This is a genomic window from Microbacterium sp. PAMC21962, from assembly GCF_019443465.1.
Lineage (GTDB): Bacteria > Actinomycetota > Actinomycetes > Actinomycetales > Microbacteriaceae > Microbacterium > Microbacterium hominis.
Genome location: NZ_CP080381.1, coordinates 1,216,867 through 1,231,427 on the forward strand (window position 1 = coordinate 1,216,867; position 14,561 = coordinate 1,231,427).

A 14,561-nucleotide genomic window follows, 5' to 3' on the forward strand; every position below is an offset into this window, starting at 1 on the left:
CGCCTCCTCCCCACACCCGGAGACCTCCGGAGTGTCCACCGCCGACGGGGGAAGGGGCTCTCGCGTCCGCGGCCGACGCCATCATGGACGCATGACCTCGACTCCCGCATTCTCGGTGCACCCGACACCGATCGGCGAGGCCCTCATCGTCGTCGCCGATGGGGGCCTCGCCTTCCTCGACGTCCTCGAGGGGTCGCCCGGCCAGCTCGAACGACATCTAGAGGAGATCAGCGCCCGGCTCGGTGCCGTTCCGGTACCGGACGACGGCCCCGCCGCGGACGTCGTCGACCAGCTCGACGAGTACTTCGCCGGCCACCGGCGCACGTTCGCACTGCCGATCGACCTCGGCACCGTCGACGGCTTCGCCCGACGCGCACTCGAGGCGATCTGCGAGATCCCCTATGCGGAGACCGCGTCATACGGCGAGGTCGCGGTGCGGGCGGGGTCTCCCGGCGCGCACCGTGCCGCGGGGTCGGCGTGCGCGCGCACGCCGATCTCGATCGTCGTGCCGGCGCACCGCGTCGTGCGCGCCGACGGCTCGATCGGCGAGTACGGCGGGCATCCCGAACGCAAGCGCTTCCTGCTCCATCTCGAGGCCCGCGTCGGTGCGGTCCCGCCCACGTCGATCGAAGGCGCCGCGACCGTGTAGGCCGGTCGCGGCGCCTTCCCGGCGGGGCCCGCTCGCCGTCCCGCGGGAGGCCGGTGGTATCGTCGTCGGCACGGGTGACGCGGCCGTCACCCCCGAAATGAGGGAGGCGAGATGGCTGTGACGCCGCTCGCCACCGACGACGATCTGCTCGCCCAAGCGGTCGGCGAGCTCGCCACCCGCACCGGCCTTCCGGTCGCCTTCGGCGGCTTCGAACGCGCCAACGCGGTCGAGGTGACCTCGGTGGTCGGCAATCGCACGCCGCATCTGTCCGGTCTCGTCGTGCAGGCCACACGCGGCCTCGGCGGACGCGCCCTCGTCGAGCGACGCCCGCGTCTCGCGCTGGACTACCGGTCGTCGCGCAACATCACCCACGACTACGACCGCGCCATCCTCGGGGAGGGCATCTCGACCCTGTTCGCGGTGCCGGTCGTCGTCTCGGGCCGCGCGCGCGGCGTGCTGTACTGCGGCTCGTGGTCGCCGGCGCCGTTCGGCGAGTCGACGGCGCGGACCGCGCTCCAGGTCGCAACGGATCTGGCGACCGAGCTGCGCGTGCGCGACGAAGTGGGCCGGCGCCTGGCCCTCACGACCTCCCCCGCGACCGGGGTCGACGTCGCCGCCCGGGAGGAGCTTCGCGACGCCTACGCGCAGCTGCGCGGCATCGCCGCCGACGTCGCGGATGCGGGTATCCGCCGACGACTCGGCGAGGTGGAACGCCGCCTGGCCGCGCTGACCCGCGAAGACGGGACCGCCGTCGAGACGCTCGACGTCCGGCTGTCGCCGCGCGAGATCGACGTGCTGTCGTGCGCCGCGCTCGGCCAGACCAACGCCGAGATCGCCCTCGCGCTCGGCCTGCGCGAGGGGACCGTCAAGTCGTACCTGCAGGCGGCGATGTCCAAGCTCGACGCCGGCACCCGCCACGCCGCGGTGGCCCGGGCGCGCCGCGCGGGACTGCTCCCCTGACGACGCCCGCCCCGGCGAGGCCGCCTCGCGCGGGTGATCAGCCGGCGGTCACGTCGACGGTGAAGGTCACATCCTGGATGCCGCCGTCCGCGTTCGCCAGGACGACGGTCGCCTCGCCGACCGCGAGCGCGCGGACACCCGGATTGAACTCGGCATCCCCCTTCGTGCCACCGGGGACGAACTCGGCCACCCGCGCGTCCGACACCGTCGCGGTGTAGCTGTCGCCCGCGAGGTCGCCGGTGAGGATGTTGAGGCTCTGGCCGACGATGAGATCGACGGTGGCGCCCTGGAGGTCGTTCGCGCTCATCGTCACGGGCGCGATCACGGCGGTCCCGTCGCCCGACGGGGTGGGAGTGCCCGCGCCGCCGCCCGAGGCGCATGCGGTGAGGGCGACCAGCACGGCGACGACGGCGGCGACCAGCGGGATGCGGCGGGAGACGCTCATGACGCCATGATGGCACCCGGCGCAGCCGATGCCCGGGATCGCACCGCGACGACACGGTCGGCGCGGGCATTATGGTGATCACGTGGGCTCGGACTGGACGCGTCGTGTGCTCGTGGTGGAGGACCAGGCCGCACTGCGCATGCTCGTGTGCGACCTGCTGGAGCGGCACGGGTTCGAGACGGCGTCGGCCGCCGACGCCGCGACCGCGACGCGACTGTTCGCCGACTTCGACCCGGACGCGCTGCTGACCGACATCGACCTGGGCAGCCGCCCCTCCGGCGCCGAGCTGGCGGCGATGCTCGCCGAGCTCGCCCCGCATCTGGCGATCGTCTTCCTCAGCAGCTATCCGCGGGCCGCTGCGGGCGCGACGGCGATGGGGATCGCGCACGCCGTCTTCGTCGCCAAGCAGGATCTGGACTCCCCCGACACACTCGTCTCGGCGCTGGAGCGCGCACTGTCCACACGGCGGGAGCCCGAGGCGACGGCCGCGCCCGCGGCAGGGTCTCGCGACGGCTTGGACGCACTGACCCGGCACCAGCTGGAGATCCTGGCGATGGTGGCGCGTGGCTGGTCGAACGAGCGCATCGCGCAGGAGTCGGGATCGACCCTGCGGGCCGTGGAGCGCTCGATCAGTCGACTGTTCGACAGACTCGACGTCACCGGCGATCCGACGGTGAGTCCCCGCGTCGCCGCCGCGGCGATCTACCTCGCGGCGTTCGGCCCCGTGCGATGAGCACCGCCCGATGAGGCGGCTGCTGCTCGCGGTGCGCGCCGCCGCCTCGGGAGGGCGCTTCCTGAGCGTGTGGTCGCTCGTTCTCACGGCGCCCCTCTCGCTCACGATCATGGCCCCGGTCGGCGCGGGCGTCGACGTCGGAGCGGTCGCCCCGGCCACCGCCCTGACCACGGCGGGATTCGTGCTCGCGCTCGGCCTGCTCGCCGCCCTGGAGCGGCGCCTCCCCCGTCGCCGCGTCAGAGCGGTGGCGATCGTGGTGGGGATCGTCGTGTGCGCGGCGCTGCGTCCCGTCGTGCAGGATGCGTGGGCGAGCGCGCTGGGCCTGCCGGCGCCGGCCGCCGCACAGCTGCCCTTCCGCATCGCGACGAACGTCGTGGTGTGGCCGGTCGTGCTGGCCGTCGTCGCGGTGCTCGAGAACGCGCTGCGCACCCTCCGGCGCACCAACGCGCTCCTGCGCGAGGTGGCCCACGAGCTGGCGGATGCGGGTGCGCGCGCCGCCCACGCCGACCGCGTCGCGCGGCGGGAGGTGGAGGCCGCGGCATCCGCGCTCACGGTCGCCGTCGCGCGGCTGGGCATGCACGACGGCACCGACCCGGTGCGCGAACTCGGCGCGGTCGGCTTCCGCGCCTGGAGCCATCGACTGCAGCATCTGGCGGACGAACCGCTCGCGCCCGGCGACGCCGTCACGGCGCCCGCCCCCGTCGGCCCCCCGGGGCGCGGCGGGCGCCGGCGACTTCCGCCGTTCCGACTGCCGCCGCGCGGCGCGGTGACCGTCGTCTACATCGCCTGCACCCTGCCCTACGCGCTGCGCACGAGCACCCCGTCCGAGCTGGCGGTCGGACTCCTCGCCGTGGCGCTCGCGGGAGCGATCGTGGACGGGGTCTCGCGCCGACGCGCCCTGGCGCGCAGCGCGCACGCCGCCGCGGCGACCTACCTCGGCACGGCGGCCGGCGCCGGCGTGCTGCTCTCGCTGCTCGCCCTCGCGGACGGCCACCACGGAGTCGTCGCCGTGCTGCCGGCCGTCGACTACCTGGCCTTCTCCCTCGCCGGCGGACTGTGCGCCGGCGCGCTGCACGCGCTGCGACGCGAGCAGCGGCGACTGTCCGGCGCGGTCGCGCACGCGCAGCGCGCGACGAGGGAAGGGGCGCGCCCGGTGCGCGAGGGGCTGCGCCGCACCGCCGAGTTGCTGCACCGCGAGGGCCAGGGCGCCTGCGTGCAGTTCGTGCTCGCGCATCCCGCTGCGACCCCGGACGAGATCGCCCTGCTGCAGCACCGGCTCGGCGACCTCCTGCACCGGATGCCGTCGACGTACGCCGCCGCGGACGGCGGGGCCGACGCCGCGGCGCTCGCCGCCCTCACCGACACGTGGGGGCGCGTGATCGACCTGGACGCGCGGGTCAGCCCGGCGGCGGCGACGGCGCTCGACCGGGATCCGTGGGCGGCGCGCGACGCGTACGACGTGGTCGCCGAGGGCCTCCTCAACGCGGTCAAGCACAGCGGGCAGAAGCGCGCTCGCGTTCTCCTCGATGTCGCCCCGACCGGCGCGGGGCCGCGGCTGCGCGTCGAGGTGCGCTCCTTCGGCGCGGCGCCGGCGGGGGCCCAGCTGCGCCCCGCGTCGCACGTGCGTGATCTCGGCGCGCGCCTGCGCGCCGAGGCGGGCGGAGCGGTGCTCGAGGCGGCGCTGCCGCTCGCCCCCGCCCCTCCTGTCGTGTCAGCCGAACATCGCGGAGAGGCGCCGACACCCGGGTCATAACGTCGTCATCGCGCCCCGACATCCGGTCGGGACCCGCCGATGAACGGAACCGACGTGAACGAGCTGCACACCCTCCTCCCCCTCGCCGTGGGGATGCTCCTGTCCCCCCTGCCGATCGTGGCCGTGGTGGCGATCCTCCTCTCCCCGCGCGGGCGGGCCTGCGCTCCGGTGTACACCGCCGCGTTCACGCTCGTCTCGGTCGCGGTCGTCGGCCTCGGCGCCGCGGGCGCCGCCCGCGCATCGTCGGCGAACGGCGCCGACTCGCGGATCGTCTCGCTCGTGCTGGCCATCGTGCTGACCATCGGGTTCACGGTCTTCGCGATCGCGAGCTGGGCGGGACGCCCTCCGCACGGCCAGCCGGCCGTCGCACCGAAATGGCTGGCGGCGATCGATGGCGTCACCCCTCTGTCTGCGGTGGGCCTCGGGCTGGTCATGGCGATCACCAACACCAAGAACATCCCGCTGGCTCTGAAGGCGGGTGCCGTCATCGGCGAGGCGCACGTGACGCCCCTCATCGGCGTGATCCTCTGCCTCGCCGTCGCGATCACCGGCTCGCTGCTGCTGATCGTGCCCGCCCTCGTCGAGCTGACCGGCTCCGCACGCGTGCACCGTGGCCTGCAGGCACTGAAATCCCAGTTGATCGCCCACAACGCCGCCATGATGACAGTGCTGTTCGCGATCCTCGCGGCGAACGAGGCCGCACAGGTCATCCACCGCCTGGTCGCCTGACCGGCGTCCTCCCCTCTCCGCTTCCCGCGCATCCCCGAAAGAAGGCCGTCATGTCGAACACCATCGAGAACACCCCCACCGTCCCCTGCGTCGCGACCGCCCCCGCGGGCACCTTCCGCGGGCTGGTCCGCGAGGGCGTCCGCTCCTGGCGCGGCATCCGCTACGCCGAGGCACCCACGGGCGATCGCCGCTGGCGCGACCCGGTCGCCGCGGCGACCGCCGACGGCGAGGTCGACGCGACCGCGTTCGGCCCCGCCTGCCCGCAGGTGCGCACCCCGGCGATCGCCCTCGGCGACGATGCGGTGCTGGACGAGGACTGCCTCTCCCTCAACGTCTGGGCACCCGACACCGACACCGCCGCGGCGCGCCCCGTGATGGTGTGGATCCATGGCGGGGCCTACACCTTCGGCGCGTCGAGCCAGCAGATGTACGACGCGACGTCGATCGTCGACCGCGGTGACGTCGTCGTCGTGACCGTCAACTACCGGCTGGCCGCGTTCGGCTTCCTGGATCTGTCGGGCCTGTTGCCCGACGGCGGCTTCGACCGCAACCTCGCCCTGAAGGACGTGCTGCTCGCCCTGCGCTGGGTGCAGGGGAACATCGCCGCGTTCGGGGGCGACCCGGGTCGGGTCACCGTGTTCGGCGAGTCCGCCGGGGGCGGCCTGGTCACGACGCTGCTCGCGACACCGTCGGCGGCCGGGCTCTTCCACCGCGCCATCGCGCAGTCCTCCCCCGCCTCCAGCATGTACGGCGTTGACCGCGCCCGCGACGTCGCCGAGCGCTTCACCCGAGAGCTCGGCATCGACACCACGGATGCCGCGGCCGCCGCAGCCGCGCTGCGCGCGGCATCCGCCGACCGACTCGTCGCGGCGGGGATGGCCGTGTACGCGCAGGTGCCCGATGAGGCGCCCGGCACGCTGGCCTTCGCGCCCATCGTCGACGGCGAGCTGCTGCCGGAGGCGCCCGCCACCGTGCTCCACGAGGGTCGCGGCCTGCCCGTGCCGCTCATCATCGGCACCAACAAGGACGAGGCCTCGCTGTTCAAGTTCATGAAGTCGCCGCTCATCCCGATCACCGAGGAGCGCATCATGAAGATGTTCACCGACATGGCCGCCGACAACCCCACCGTCGAGCTGCCGTCGGTCGCGCAGGTGCAGACCGCCTACGAGAACGTGCGCCACAACATGGTGGGGCTGGGCGTCGCCCGCGACATCGGCTTCCGGATGCCCACCCTGTGGATCGCCGAGGGCCACAGCCGGGTCGCCGACGTCTGGCTGTACCGCTTCGACCACGCGACGCCCTTCCTCCGGCTGATCGGGCTGGGCGCCACCCACGGCAGCGAGCTGGCCTACCTCTGGGGCAGTTTCTCCAGCGGCCCCAAGGACCTCACGTTCCGTCTCGGCGGCAAGCGCTCCGGAGAGGAGATCTCCGTGCGGATGCAGGACCGCTGGACCGCCTTCGCCCACGGGCGCACCCCCGACGCCGAGGGCGTGCCCGGTGCGCCCCACTGGCCCGCCTACGCCACCGCATCGACCGACGCCGCGGACATCGCCCGCGCCACGCTGGTGATCGAGCGGCACGACAGCGTCGTCGACGACCTCGACGCGCCGCTGCGTGCGGCCTGGGGCGACCAGGTCCTCGACTTCCACTGATCCCCCGTCGCCCCGGCTTCGCCCCGCCCCACCCCCCTCGAGGAGCATCATGTCCGACACGTGCAGCGCCGCCGCACCCCTGAGCCGCACCCACCTTGCCCCCGCCATCGCCACGGCGGGTGCGACGATCACGCCCGCACGCCACGCCTCCGCGCACCCGGCCGCCGCGGCCGCCGACCTGCTGGTCGTGGGCCGCATCGCCACCGGCGACCCGGCCGCGCCGACGGCGGAGGCGATGGCGGTCGCCGGCGGGCGCATCGTCGGCATCGGCTCCCGCGCCGACCTCGACGCGCTCACCGGCCCCGCCACGACGACGCTCGCACCGGACGGTGTCGTGATCCCGGGCCTGATCGAGCCCCACGCGCACATCTGGGTGTCGCTGCTCACCCTCGACTGGACCGACGTGTCGCACAGCGCCTGCCCGCGCTTCGACGACGTCGTGGCCGCGCTCACCGCGGCCGCCGCCGCGACGCCCGCCGGGCAGTACGTCCTCGCGAAGCTCTTCGACCCGAGCCTCTACCCCGGCGAGCCCGTCCTGACGCGCGACATCCTCGACCGGGTCGCGACGGACCGCCCGGTGATCGTGCTGAACGCGTCGATGCACTTCGCCTACGCCAACAGCGCGGCACTGGATGCCGCCGGCATCACCGACGCCACGCCGCAACCCGTCGGCGGCACGCTCGAGAAGGTCGACGGGCGCCTCACCGGTGTGGTCGGCGAGTCCCCCGCGGTCACGATGCTGCTGGCGAGGCTGCCCCGGCCGACGAGCGAGGACATCGCCCGCGGCATCCGGCAGGTGCTCACCGCCTTCGCGAGCCGGGGCGTCACGTCGATGCGCGAGGCGATGACCGGCACGCTCGCCGGGGTGAGCGAGATCGCGATGCTGCACGCGCTCAACGGCGCCGCCCGCCTGCCCGTGCGGGTGTCGACGGCCCAGTTCTCCGCACTCGCCGGCTGCGCGGGTCCGCTCGAGGCCGCCGCCGCGTGGAAGGAGGCGGGGGTCACCCCCTTCAGCGGAGACGAGATGGTGCGCGCCGACGCCTGGAAGATCGTCGCCGACGGCTCCAACCAGGGCCGGTCGGGCTACTTCCTGCAGCCGTACCTGGGCGAGACCTCGGGCGGCCACGCGAACTGGACGCCGGAGAGCCTGCGCGAGGTGATGCGCGCCGGCCTCGACGACGGCTGGCAGCTGATGATCCACACGAACGGCGATGCGGCGGTGGAGTTCGCGCTGCGCGCCGCCGAGGAGCTGCTCCCCGGGCGCCGAGGCGACCTGCGCCACCGGTTCGAGCACGCGTCCGTCACGACCGACGATCAGCTCGTGCGCATGGCGGCCGCGGGCATCTCGCCGAGCTTCCTGATGGACCACGTCTACTACTGGGGTGCCGCCTTCCGCGACACGATCCTCGGACCCGACCGCGCGGCACGGCTCGACCGCCTCGCGTCCGCCGTGCGTGCGGGGCTGCGTCCGAGCCTGCACTCGGACTACAACGTCACCGAGGTGCACCCGCTGCACGCCGCCCAGACCGCCGTCCTGCGCCGCCTCGAAGCCGACGGATCGGTGCTCGCGCCCGAGGAGTGCGCCACGCCCGCCCAGGCGCTCGCCGCGATCACCGCGGATGCCGCCTGGCAGATCCACGCCGACGATCGCGGGAGCCTCCGCGCGGGCATGCGCGCGGACTTCGCGGTCGTGGACGCCGATCCGTGGACGAGCGATCCCGCCGGCTGGGACGACATCGCCGTCCACGCGACCTACATCGACGGCGTCCCGGCGTTCTCCGCCTGACCGCTCGCCGCCCACCCCCCTTCCCGCCTGTCCCCTTTCCTCGCCTCCCCCTCTCCCGAAGGCTTCTCATGACCAGCACCCTGCCGACGTCCGTCGTGCGCTCCCCCTCCGTCCTCGCCGTCCCCCTGCTCGGCGTCCTCGCCGCCGTGCAGGGCTCGGCGCCGAACATCGCCGCGACCGCACTCGTCGGCGCCAGCCGCGGCCTCGACATGGTCGGCGGAGACCAGGCGCTCGCCGCCTCGATGCAGACTCTGGCGATCGCGGCATCCGTCATCACGACGGGCCTGCTCGCCGACCGCATCGGACGTCGGCGCATGCTCGTCGCCGCCCTCGTCACGGGGCTCGTGGGGCAGCTGATCGTCGCCGCCGCCCCGATGCCGGCGGTCTACATCCTCGGGCAGGCCGTGTCCGGCGTCGGTCTGGGAGCGGTCTACGCGGCCGCCTTCGCCTACATCCAGGTGCTCGCGGCGCCGGGTCGCCTGCCCGCCGCGGTCGCGACGTTCGCGGCGTGTTCGGGTGCCGCGGGCGTCGTCTTCACGTTCTCGGGCGGGATGCTGGCCGGGGCCGACTGGCGGCTGGCGTTCCTGCTCGTGCCGCTCCTGTCCGCGCTCAGCATCCCCGCGGTGCTCGCCCTGCTGCCGGCCGTGGCTCCGAGCGTCACCGAGAAGCGCGACGTGTGGGGACAGATCGCCCTCATCACCGGCATGGTCGTGCTGCTGTTCGGCGTCTCCCAGCTCGCGTCCTCGCTGCGCAGCCCCCTCACCTGGGCGGCGATCGCGCTGGGTGCGCTGCTTCTCGGCGCGTTCGTGTGGTCGCAGACGCGCGTCGCGCATCCGTTCTTCCCCGTCGCACTGTTTCGCCGGCCCTTGTTCCTCGCCGCACTGTGCGCCGGGTTCGTGTTCAACGCGGGCGGGGCGGTCGCCTTCCTCCAGCTCTCGAACCTGTGGCAGTACGTCCTGGGGCTCACCCCCGGCACGGTGGCGGTGTGGCAGCTGCCGGTGTCGGTCACCTCGATCCTGGGCGCGATCGTGCTCGGGCGGCTCATGACCCGCGGGATGAGCCCGCAGACCTCCCTGCTCGTCGGCGGCGTGCTGTCGGCGGCCGGGTTCGGTGCGGCGTTCCTCGCCCGCGATGCCGCTTCACCGCTGGCGTTCGTCCCCGCCGGCATCCTCATCGCCCTCGGGATCACGGCCGCCGCGCTCCCCTACGGCACCCTCGTGCTCAGCGAGGCGCCCGCCGAGTTCTACGGCCCGGTCACGAGTTCGCGCACCACCTTCGGTCAGCTCTTCTACTCGCTGGGAACGGCGCTGTCGACGGTCGTCGTCACGCAGCTCACGGTGGCCGGCATCACCTCGCGGCTGTCGTCATCGGGCATGTCGGATGCCGCCGTCCAGACCGCTCTGACGAGCGTCGGCGCCTACGCGAAGGACGGAACCCGTCCGGATGCCGCGGTGTTCGATGCCGCCCTCGGCGCCTACCGCGACGGCTTCGGCGCGCTCATGCTGGGCATGGCCGTCGTGGCCCTGGTGGTCAGCGTCGTCGGCGCCGCCCTGATCGCCCGCGCGCACCGCGGCCTCACCTCGGCGCGCTGAACGGCGGGTACCGGCGCCGCAGGATCAGGCGCTGCCCCAGGGTCCAGGCAGCGGTGGTCATCAGATAGACCGCCGCGGCGAGCGGCACGAACAGCGCGACCACGGCGGTGGCGAACTGCAGCGCACCGACGACCGGATGCGCCGCAGCGGCGCCCGACCGCGCGTCCGCCGACGGCAGCAGCAGGCGCCGCGTGAGCTCGCCCACGGCGGCGATCACGATGACGACCACACCGATCATGATCGCCGTCGCGGCATCCAGCTGCTGCGCGAGGACCGCGCCCACGAAGCTGCGTCCGAGCGGGACGCCCAGGAGCGTCTGATCGAGAAGCGGGTTGCCGTGGCCCGCGATCGAGGCGTGCAGGAAGGCGGCGTACACGAGGCCGACGACGGGAGCCTGCAGCACGAGCGGCAGGCATCCCGCGGAGGGCGACACCCCTTCCTCGCGGTAGAGCGCCATCGTCTCGCGCCGGAGACGGTCGGGGTCCGTCCGGTGCCGCTGCCGCAGCACCTGCAGACGGGGCGCGAGCCGCGAGCGGGCCTGTTCCGCCCGGGCCTGGGCGATCCCGACCGGGATGAGGAGCGTGCGCACGCCGAGAGTGATGAGCACGACGGAGAAGCCGGCCGCGAGCGGTCCGGCGACAGGGGCGAGGAAGGCGATCACGGCCATGAGGCCGGTCGAGACGAGGTCGAGCAGGGCCGCCACCGGCGGCAGGGCGAAGAGGTCCACGGGGCATCCGTTCCAACGAGGCGATCAGAGTGGGCTGGTCGACCGCGAAGGGATGCCGAGGCGCGATGGCGCGCGCGGCGTGGCTAGGCGGCCGGTGCCGCCCGACTCGGACCGCGCCGCAGGACATGCCCCGGAGCGTCCGGATCGCTCTGCGCCAGCGGCGCAGCGAGCAGTCGCGACCGCGCCGACCGCACGCGCGTGGGCGATGCGCCCTCGAGGGTGGAGGCGGCGGTCGCAACGAGCACGACGACGGCGAGCGTCGCGACCGCGACCGCCACGGCGCTCAGCGCGCCGATCTGCGCGACGTCCGGCGCCAGCATGCCGATGCCGGATATGAGCTCCCGCACGACGGAACGGAGCGTGTCGATCATGGACCGCCTCCTCCCGTCGGTGCTGCCCAGGGTAGCGGAGAGCACCCCGTCCACGCGCGGCGCGCGTCGCGCGCACCCGTTCACGAGGCGTTGCCGGGCGCCGAGTACACTCCCCGCGTGACCTCCCGCTCCACGCCCCGACGACCGTCATCGACGAGCACTCCCCGATGAGCGCGTCGGGGGCGCTCGCACGACGGCTGGGCCTGGTCGATGCGATCGCCATCGGTCTCGGATCGATGATCGGCGCGGGCGTCTTCGCCGCCTTCGCACCCGCGGCCGCGGCGGCCGGCGGCGGACTCCTGATCGGTCTCGCGATCGCGGCGGTCGTCGCGTACGCGAACGCGACGTCGTCCGCTCAGCTCGCCGCGCAGTTCCCGACATCCGGTGGCACCTACGTGTACGGCCGGGAGATGATCGGCCCCTGGTCGGGCTTCTTCGCCGGCTGGTCGTTCGTCATCGGCAAGACCGCCAGCTGTGCCGCGATGGCGCTGACCTTCGCGTCGTACGCGGTGCCGGAGGCGTGGCAGCGGCCGGTCGCGGTCGCGGCCGTCATCGTGCTCGCGATCGTCAACACCTTCGGGGTGACGCGGACGGCCGGTCTCACCCGAGCGATCGTCGTCGTGGTGCTGTCGGTGCTCGTCCTCGTGGTGGTGGCCGCCGCGGCATCCGGCGCGGCGACGACGGCAAACCTGACCATCGCGCCCGGCGAGCACGGCTGGTACGGGATCCTCCAGTCGGCGGGGCTGCTCTTCTTCGCCTTCGCCGGCTACGCGCGCATCGCGACGATGGGCGAAGAGGTGCGCGATCCGCAGCGGACCATCCCGCGCGCGATCGTCATCGCGCTGGTCCTCGCCCTCATCGTCTACGTCGCGCTCGCCGTGGCGGCGCTCGCCACGCTCGGGCCCGAGCGGCTGGCCGCCTCCCCGGCGCCGCTGGCCGAGCTGGCCGCCGCGGGCGGCTGGACCTGGACCGGACCTGTCGTGCGGGTCGGCGCCGCCGCGGCATCCCTGGGCGCGCTGCTGGCTCTCGTGGCGGGTATCGGGCGCACCAGCCTCGCGATGGCCCGCGCGGGCGACCTGCCGCGGTGGCTGTCGGCGGTCCACCCGCGTTACGCCGTGCCGCACCGCGCCGAGCTCGCCCTCGCCGCCGTCGTGAGCGTGCTGATCCTCACGACCGACCTTCGTGCGGCGATCGGGTTCTCCTCGTTCGGGGTGCTGCTGTACTACCTGATCGCGAACGTCGCGGCGTATCGGCAGGGTGCCGCGGCGCGGCGCTTCCCGCGCGTGCTGCAGATCGTCGGCGCGGTGGGCTGCGCCGTCCTCGTGGCCACGCTCCCCTGGCCCTCCATCGTCGGCGGCGCGACGGTCGTGGCGGTCGGCGTCGGCTACCGGGCGCTGCGCCGCCGCGCGCGGGAGGGCGTCACGCCGCGCGCGTGACCAACGTCGGAGAACCGCGGGCGGGCGCAGGAGATCCCGCGAAGCGGGGCGACGGCGCGGGCATTGTTCCGACGTTGTGCACCCGCGGAGAGTGCCACCGCCGCGACGCGCGCGACCTGGGCGCGAGATCCGGCGTTCACGGCTGCGGCGTCGTGATCGCGACCGGCGTCCCCCACCCGTAGTAGTGCTGCACGGTGGTGGTCTGGATGCCGCCGACGCTCGCGGTCGCCTGGACGCCGACCGGCACGTGCGCCGACGTCAGCCACACGACCATCTCCTGGACGTCGGCCCCCACGGCGGTGAAGGCGGCGTCGGACTGGAGCCGCCACGCGGGGACCTCGGTGTCGTCGGGAAGCGTGAGGACGTCCTGATCGGTCTGCACCGTCCACGACGCAGATGCCGAGATGACGGCGGTGGTGGCCGACGGATCGGCGAAGGCCCGATAGGCCTGCCCCACGGTGCCCGCCAGCATCCGCTTCGGGTCGGTGCTGCTCGCGTCGCCCTCGACCCACACGCCGTCGATCGTGATCCACGCCGCATCGGGCGTGAGCACGAACGAGGTCGAGCCGTCCGCCCCCGTCACGGTTCCCGACATCGCGGGCGCGTCGCCGAAGACGAAATCCGCCTGCCCCGAACTGCCGTCGGAGGCCGTGAACGTCTCGCGGCCGCTTCCCGCGGCACGCGAGAAGCCCACGACGCACGCGGCCAGATCCGAGCCCGCGACCGACGCCCCGGGCTTCAGCTCGACGGCGTCACACACCGCCGGAGCACCGACGGCGCCGGACACGGATGCGGACGGCCCCGGCGAGGACGTGGCCGCACCGGCGGTCGTCGTGGGCGAGGCGGCGGGCGTCGTGACCCCCGCGGCGCACGACGTGAACGCGAGTGCTCCGGTGGCGGCGGCGAGGATCAACACGGCGGGGAGGGAACGTCGCATCCCTCGACTGTATGTCAGCACCCGCCCACCGCTGTGAGCCGGCCCGGCCATTTCACAGGCATCGGGTGCTACAGTTGACCGTCCCGTATCTCGGGCACGCGTCCGTTCCGTCCCTCTCGATGCCGAGAGCCATCTCCTCGGACCGCCATCTACGACCAGCGGCATCCTTCGCCGCCCGCGCACCACTGTGATCGCGCGCTACAGAAACGATTCATGACCTTCCCTCCCACCTCGCCAGAGGTCCTCTGGCGCCAGGCCGACGCCGACGTCCACGTCGCCACGATCGCCGGTGAGTACGCCGGCTTCGTCGCCGACACACTCGCCGGAGCCCACGCGCACGGCGCGCGCGGCGAAGACCTCGGCATCCACACCAGCCCGCTGCTGGCTCGAGCCGCCGTGACCGCGGCGCTCTCGACCGCTCACAAGACCCCCACACGTCCGCGTCGCATTCGTCGACTCGGCACACCCGGCCGCCCCGGCGGCCCGAAAAACAGAAGGAAAGACACGATGGCCACTGGCACCGTGAAATGGTTCAACTCCGAGAAGGGCTACGGCTTCATCGCGCCGGACGACGGCTCCGCCGACCTGTTCGCGCACTTCTCCGCAATCGTCACCGACGGCTTCAAGGAGCTGCGCGAAGACCAGAAGGTGGAATTCGACGCCGAGCGTGGCCCCAAGGGCATGCAGGCCGCGAACATCCGCGCGCTCTGACCCAGACCGCGCGAGAGAGCCCGTCCCGACGATCGTCGGGGCGGGCTCTTCCCGTTCACGCGACGGACTTGACTCTCACA

At 73.7% G+C, this 14,561-nt stretch carries 14 protein-coding genes; 10 read left to right on the forward strand and 4 right to left on the reverse strand.

Annotated elements, in window-relative coordinates; translation table 11 throughout:
* Positions 1 to 91 precede the first annotated feature (91 nt).
* Complete coding sequence (locus KY498_RS05970) at positions 92 to 649, forward strand: methylated-DNA--[protein]-cysteine S-methyltransferase (protein WP_191008271.1); 558 nt, start codon at positions 92 to 94, stop codon at positions 647 to 649.
* A 111-nt stretch (positions 650 to 760) separates the two neighbouring features.
* A complete protein-coding gene (locus tag KY498_RS05975; RefSeq protein ID WP_061782099.1) occupies positions 761 to 1,609 on the forward strand; it encodes a LuxR C-terminal-related transcriptional regulator in 849 nt (282 codons plus the stop codon).
* Positions 1,610 to 1,646: 37 nt separating this feature from the next.
* On the opposite strand, the gene KY498_RS05980 is transcribed toward KY498_RS05975, so the two are convergent.
* Complete coding sequence (locus tag KY498_RS05980; RefSeq protein WP_191008270.1) at positions 1,647 to 2,054, reverse strand: hypothetical protein; 408 nt, start codon at positions 2,052 to 2,054, stop codon at positions 1,647 to 1,649.
* 82 nt (positions 2,055 to 2,136) lie between these two features.
* Here KY498_RS05980 and KY498_RS05985 point away from each other — a divergent pair, with 82 nt between their 5' ends.
* The 6 genes from KY498_RS05985 (at position 2,137) to KY498_RS06010 (ending at position 10,299) form a co-directional block, all read left to right on the forward strand.
* Positions 2,137 to 2,787, forward strand: coding sequence for a response regulator (locus KY498_RS05985; protein WP_191008269.1), 651 nt, complete (start codon positions 2,137 to 2,139; stop codon positions 2,785 to 2,787).
* Between the two features lie 10 nt (positions 2,788 to 2,797).
* Complete coding sequence (locus KY498_RS05990; protein ID WP_191008268.1) at positions 2,798 to 4,540, forward strand: hypothetical protein; 1,743 nt, start codon at positions 2,798 to 2,800, stop codon at positions 4,538 to 4,540.
* A 39-nt stretch (positions 4,541 to 4,579) separates the two neighbouring features.
* Complete coding sequence (locus KY498_RS05995; RefSeq protein ID WP_223849517.1) at positions 4,580 to 5,269, forward strand: GAP family protein; 690 nt, start codon at positions 4,580 to 4,582, stop codon at positions 5,267 to 5,269.
* Between the two features lie 50 nt (positions 5,270 to 5,319).
* Positions 5,320 to 6,921, forward strand: coding sequence for a carboxylesterase/lipase family protein (locus KY498_RS06000; RefSeq protein ID WP_191008267.1), 1,602 nt, complete (start codon positions 5,320 to 5,322; stop codon positions 6,919 to 6,921).
* Positions 6,922 to 6,970: 49 nt separating this feature from the next.
* Positions 6,971 to 8,707 (forward strand): amidohydrolase, encoded by a 1,737-nt coding sequence (locus tag KY498_RS06005; RefSeq protein ID WP_191008266.1) that lies wholly within the window; start codon positions 6,971 to 6,973, stop codon positions 8,705 to 8,707.
* Between the two features lie 68 nt (positions 8,708 to 8,775).
* Entirely contained in the window at positions 8,776 to 10,299 is a 1,524-nt protein-coding gene (locus tag KY498_RS06010; protein ID WP_191008265.1) for an MFS transporter, read from the forward strand.
* Here the strand turns inward: KY498_RS06010 and KY498_RS06015 are convergent.
* Both KY498_RS06015 and KY498_RS06020 read right to left on the reverse strand, forming a co-directional pair.
* Positions 10,283 to 11,026 carry a membrane protein insertase YidC gene (locus tag KY498_RS06015; RefSeq protein WP_191008264.1) on the reverse strand — a complete coding sequence of 248 codons (744 nt, stop codon included), beginning with the start codon at positions 11,024 to 11,026 and terminating at the stop codon, positions 10,283 to 10,285. The genes KY498_RS06010 and KY498_RS06015 overlap by 17 nt on opposite strands.
* 83 nt (positions 11,027 to 11,109) lie before the next feature.
* Positions 11,110 to 11,397: a hypothetical protein gene (locus KY498_RS06020; RefSeq protein WP_101305918.1), complete on the reverse strand. Its 288-nt coding sequence runs from the start codon at positions 11,395 to 11,397 to the stop codon at positions 11,110 to 11,112.
* A gap of 167 nt (positions 11,398 to 11,564) precedes the next feature.
* Here KY498_RS06020 and KY498_RS06025 point away from each other — a divergent pair, with 167 nt between their 5' ends.
* A complete protein-coding gene (locus tag KY498_RS06025) occupies positions 11,565 to 12,833 on the forward strand; it encodes an APC family permease (RefSeq protein ID WP_191008263.1) in 1,269 nt (422 codons plus the stop codon).
* 136 nt (positions 12,834 to 12,969) lie between these two features.
* Here the strand turns inward: KY498_RS06025 and KY498_RS06030 are convergent, their stop codons facing one another.
* Positions 12,970 to 13,770 (reverse strand): hypothetical protein, encoded by an 801-nt coding sequence (locus tag KY498_RS06030; RefSeq protein WP_191008262.1) that lies wholly within the window; start codon positions 13,768 to 13,770, stop codon positions 12,970 to 12,972.
* Between the two features lie 507 nt (positions 13,771 to 14,277).
* Here KY498_RS06030 and KY498_RS06035 point away from each other — a divergent pair.
* A complete protein-coding gene (locus tag KY498_RS06035) occupies positions 14,278 to 14,481 on the forward strand; it encodes a cold-shock protein (RefSeq protein WP_060960125.1) in 204 nt (67 codons plus the stop codon).
* Positions 14,482 to 14,561 lie beyond the last annotated feature (80 nt).

Coding starts and splice junctions, on each gene's coding strand:
- KY498_RS05975 (WP_061782099.1), top strand. CDS start 761: ATGGCTGTGACGCCGCTCGCCACCGACGACGATCTGCTCGCCCAAGCG.
- KY498_RS06020 (WP_101305918.1), bottom strand. CDS start 11,397: ATGATCGACACGCTCCGTTCCGTCGTGCGGGAGCTCATATCCGGCATC.
- KY498_RS05980 (WP_191008270.1), bottom strand. CDS start 2,054: ATGAGCGTCTCCCGCCGCATCCCGCTGGTCGCCGCCGTCGTCGCCGTG.
- KY498_RS06010 (WP_191008265.1), top strand. CDS start 8,776: ATGACCAGCACCCTGCCGACGTCCGTCGTGCGCTCCCCCTCCGTCCTC.
- KY498_RS06000 (WP_191008267.1), top strand. CDS start 5,320: ATGTCGAACACCATCGAGAACACCCCCACCGTCCCCTGCGTCGCGACC.
- KY498_RS06025 (WP_191008263.1), top strand. CDS start 11,565: ATGAGCGCGTCGGGGGCGCTCGCACGACGGCTGGGCCTGGTCGATGCG.
- KY498_RS06035 (WP_060960125.1), top strand. CDS start 14,278: ATGGCCACTGGCACCGTGAAATGGTTCAACTCCGAGAAGGGCTACGGC.
- KY498_RS05995 (WP_223849517.1), top strand. CDS start 4,580: ATGAACGGAACCGACGTGAACGAGCTGCACACCCTCCTCCCCCTCGCC.
- KY498_RS06030 (WP_191008262.1), bottom strand. CDS start 13,770: ATGCGACGTTCCCTCCCCGCCGTGTTGATCCTCGCCGCCGCCACCGGA.
- KY498_RS06005 (WP_191008266.1), top strand. CDS start 6,971: ATGTCCGACACGTGCAGCGCCGCCGCACCCCTGAGCCGCACCCACCTT.
- KY498_RS05970 (WP_191008271.1), top strand. CDS start 92: ATGACCTCGACTCCCGCATTCTCGGTGCACCCGACACCGATCGGCGAG.
- KY498_RS05990 (WP_191008268.1), top strand. CDS start 2,798: ATGAGGCGGCTGCTGCTCGCGGTGCGCGCCGCCGCCTCGGGAGGGCGC.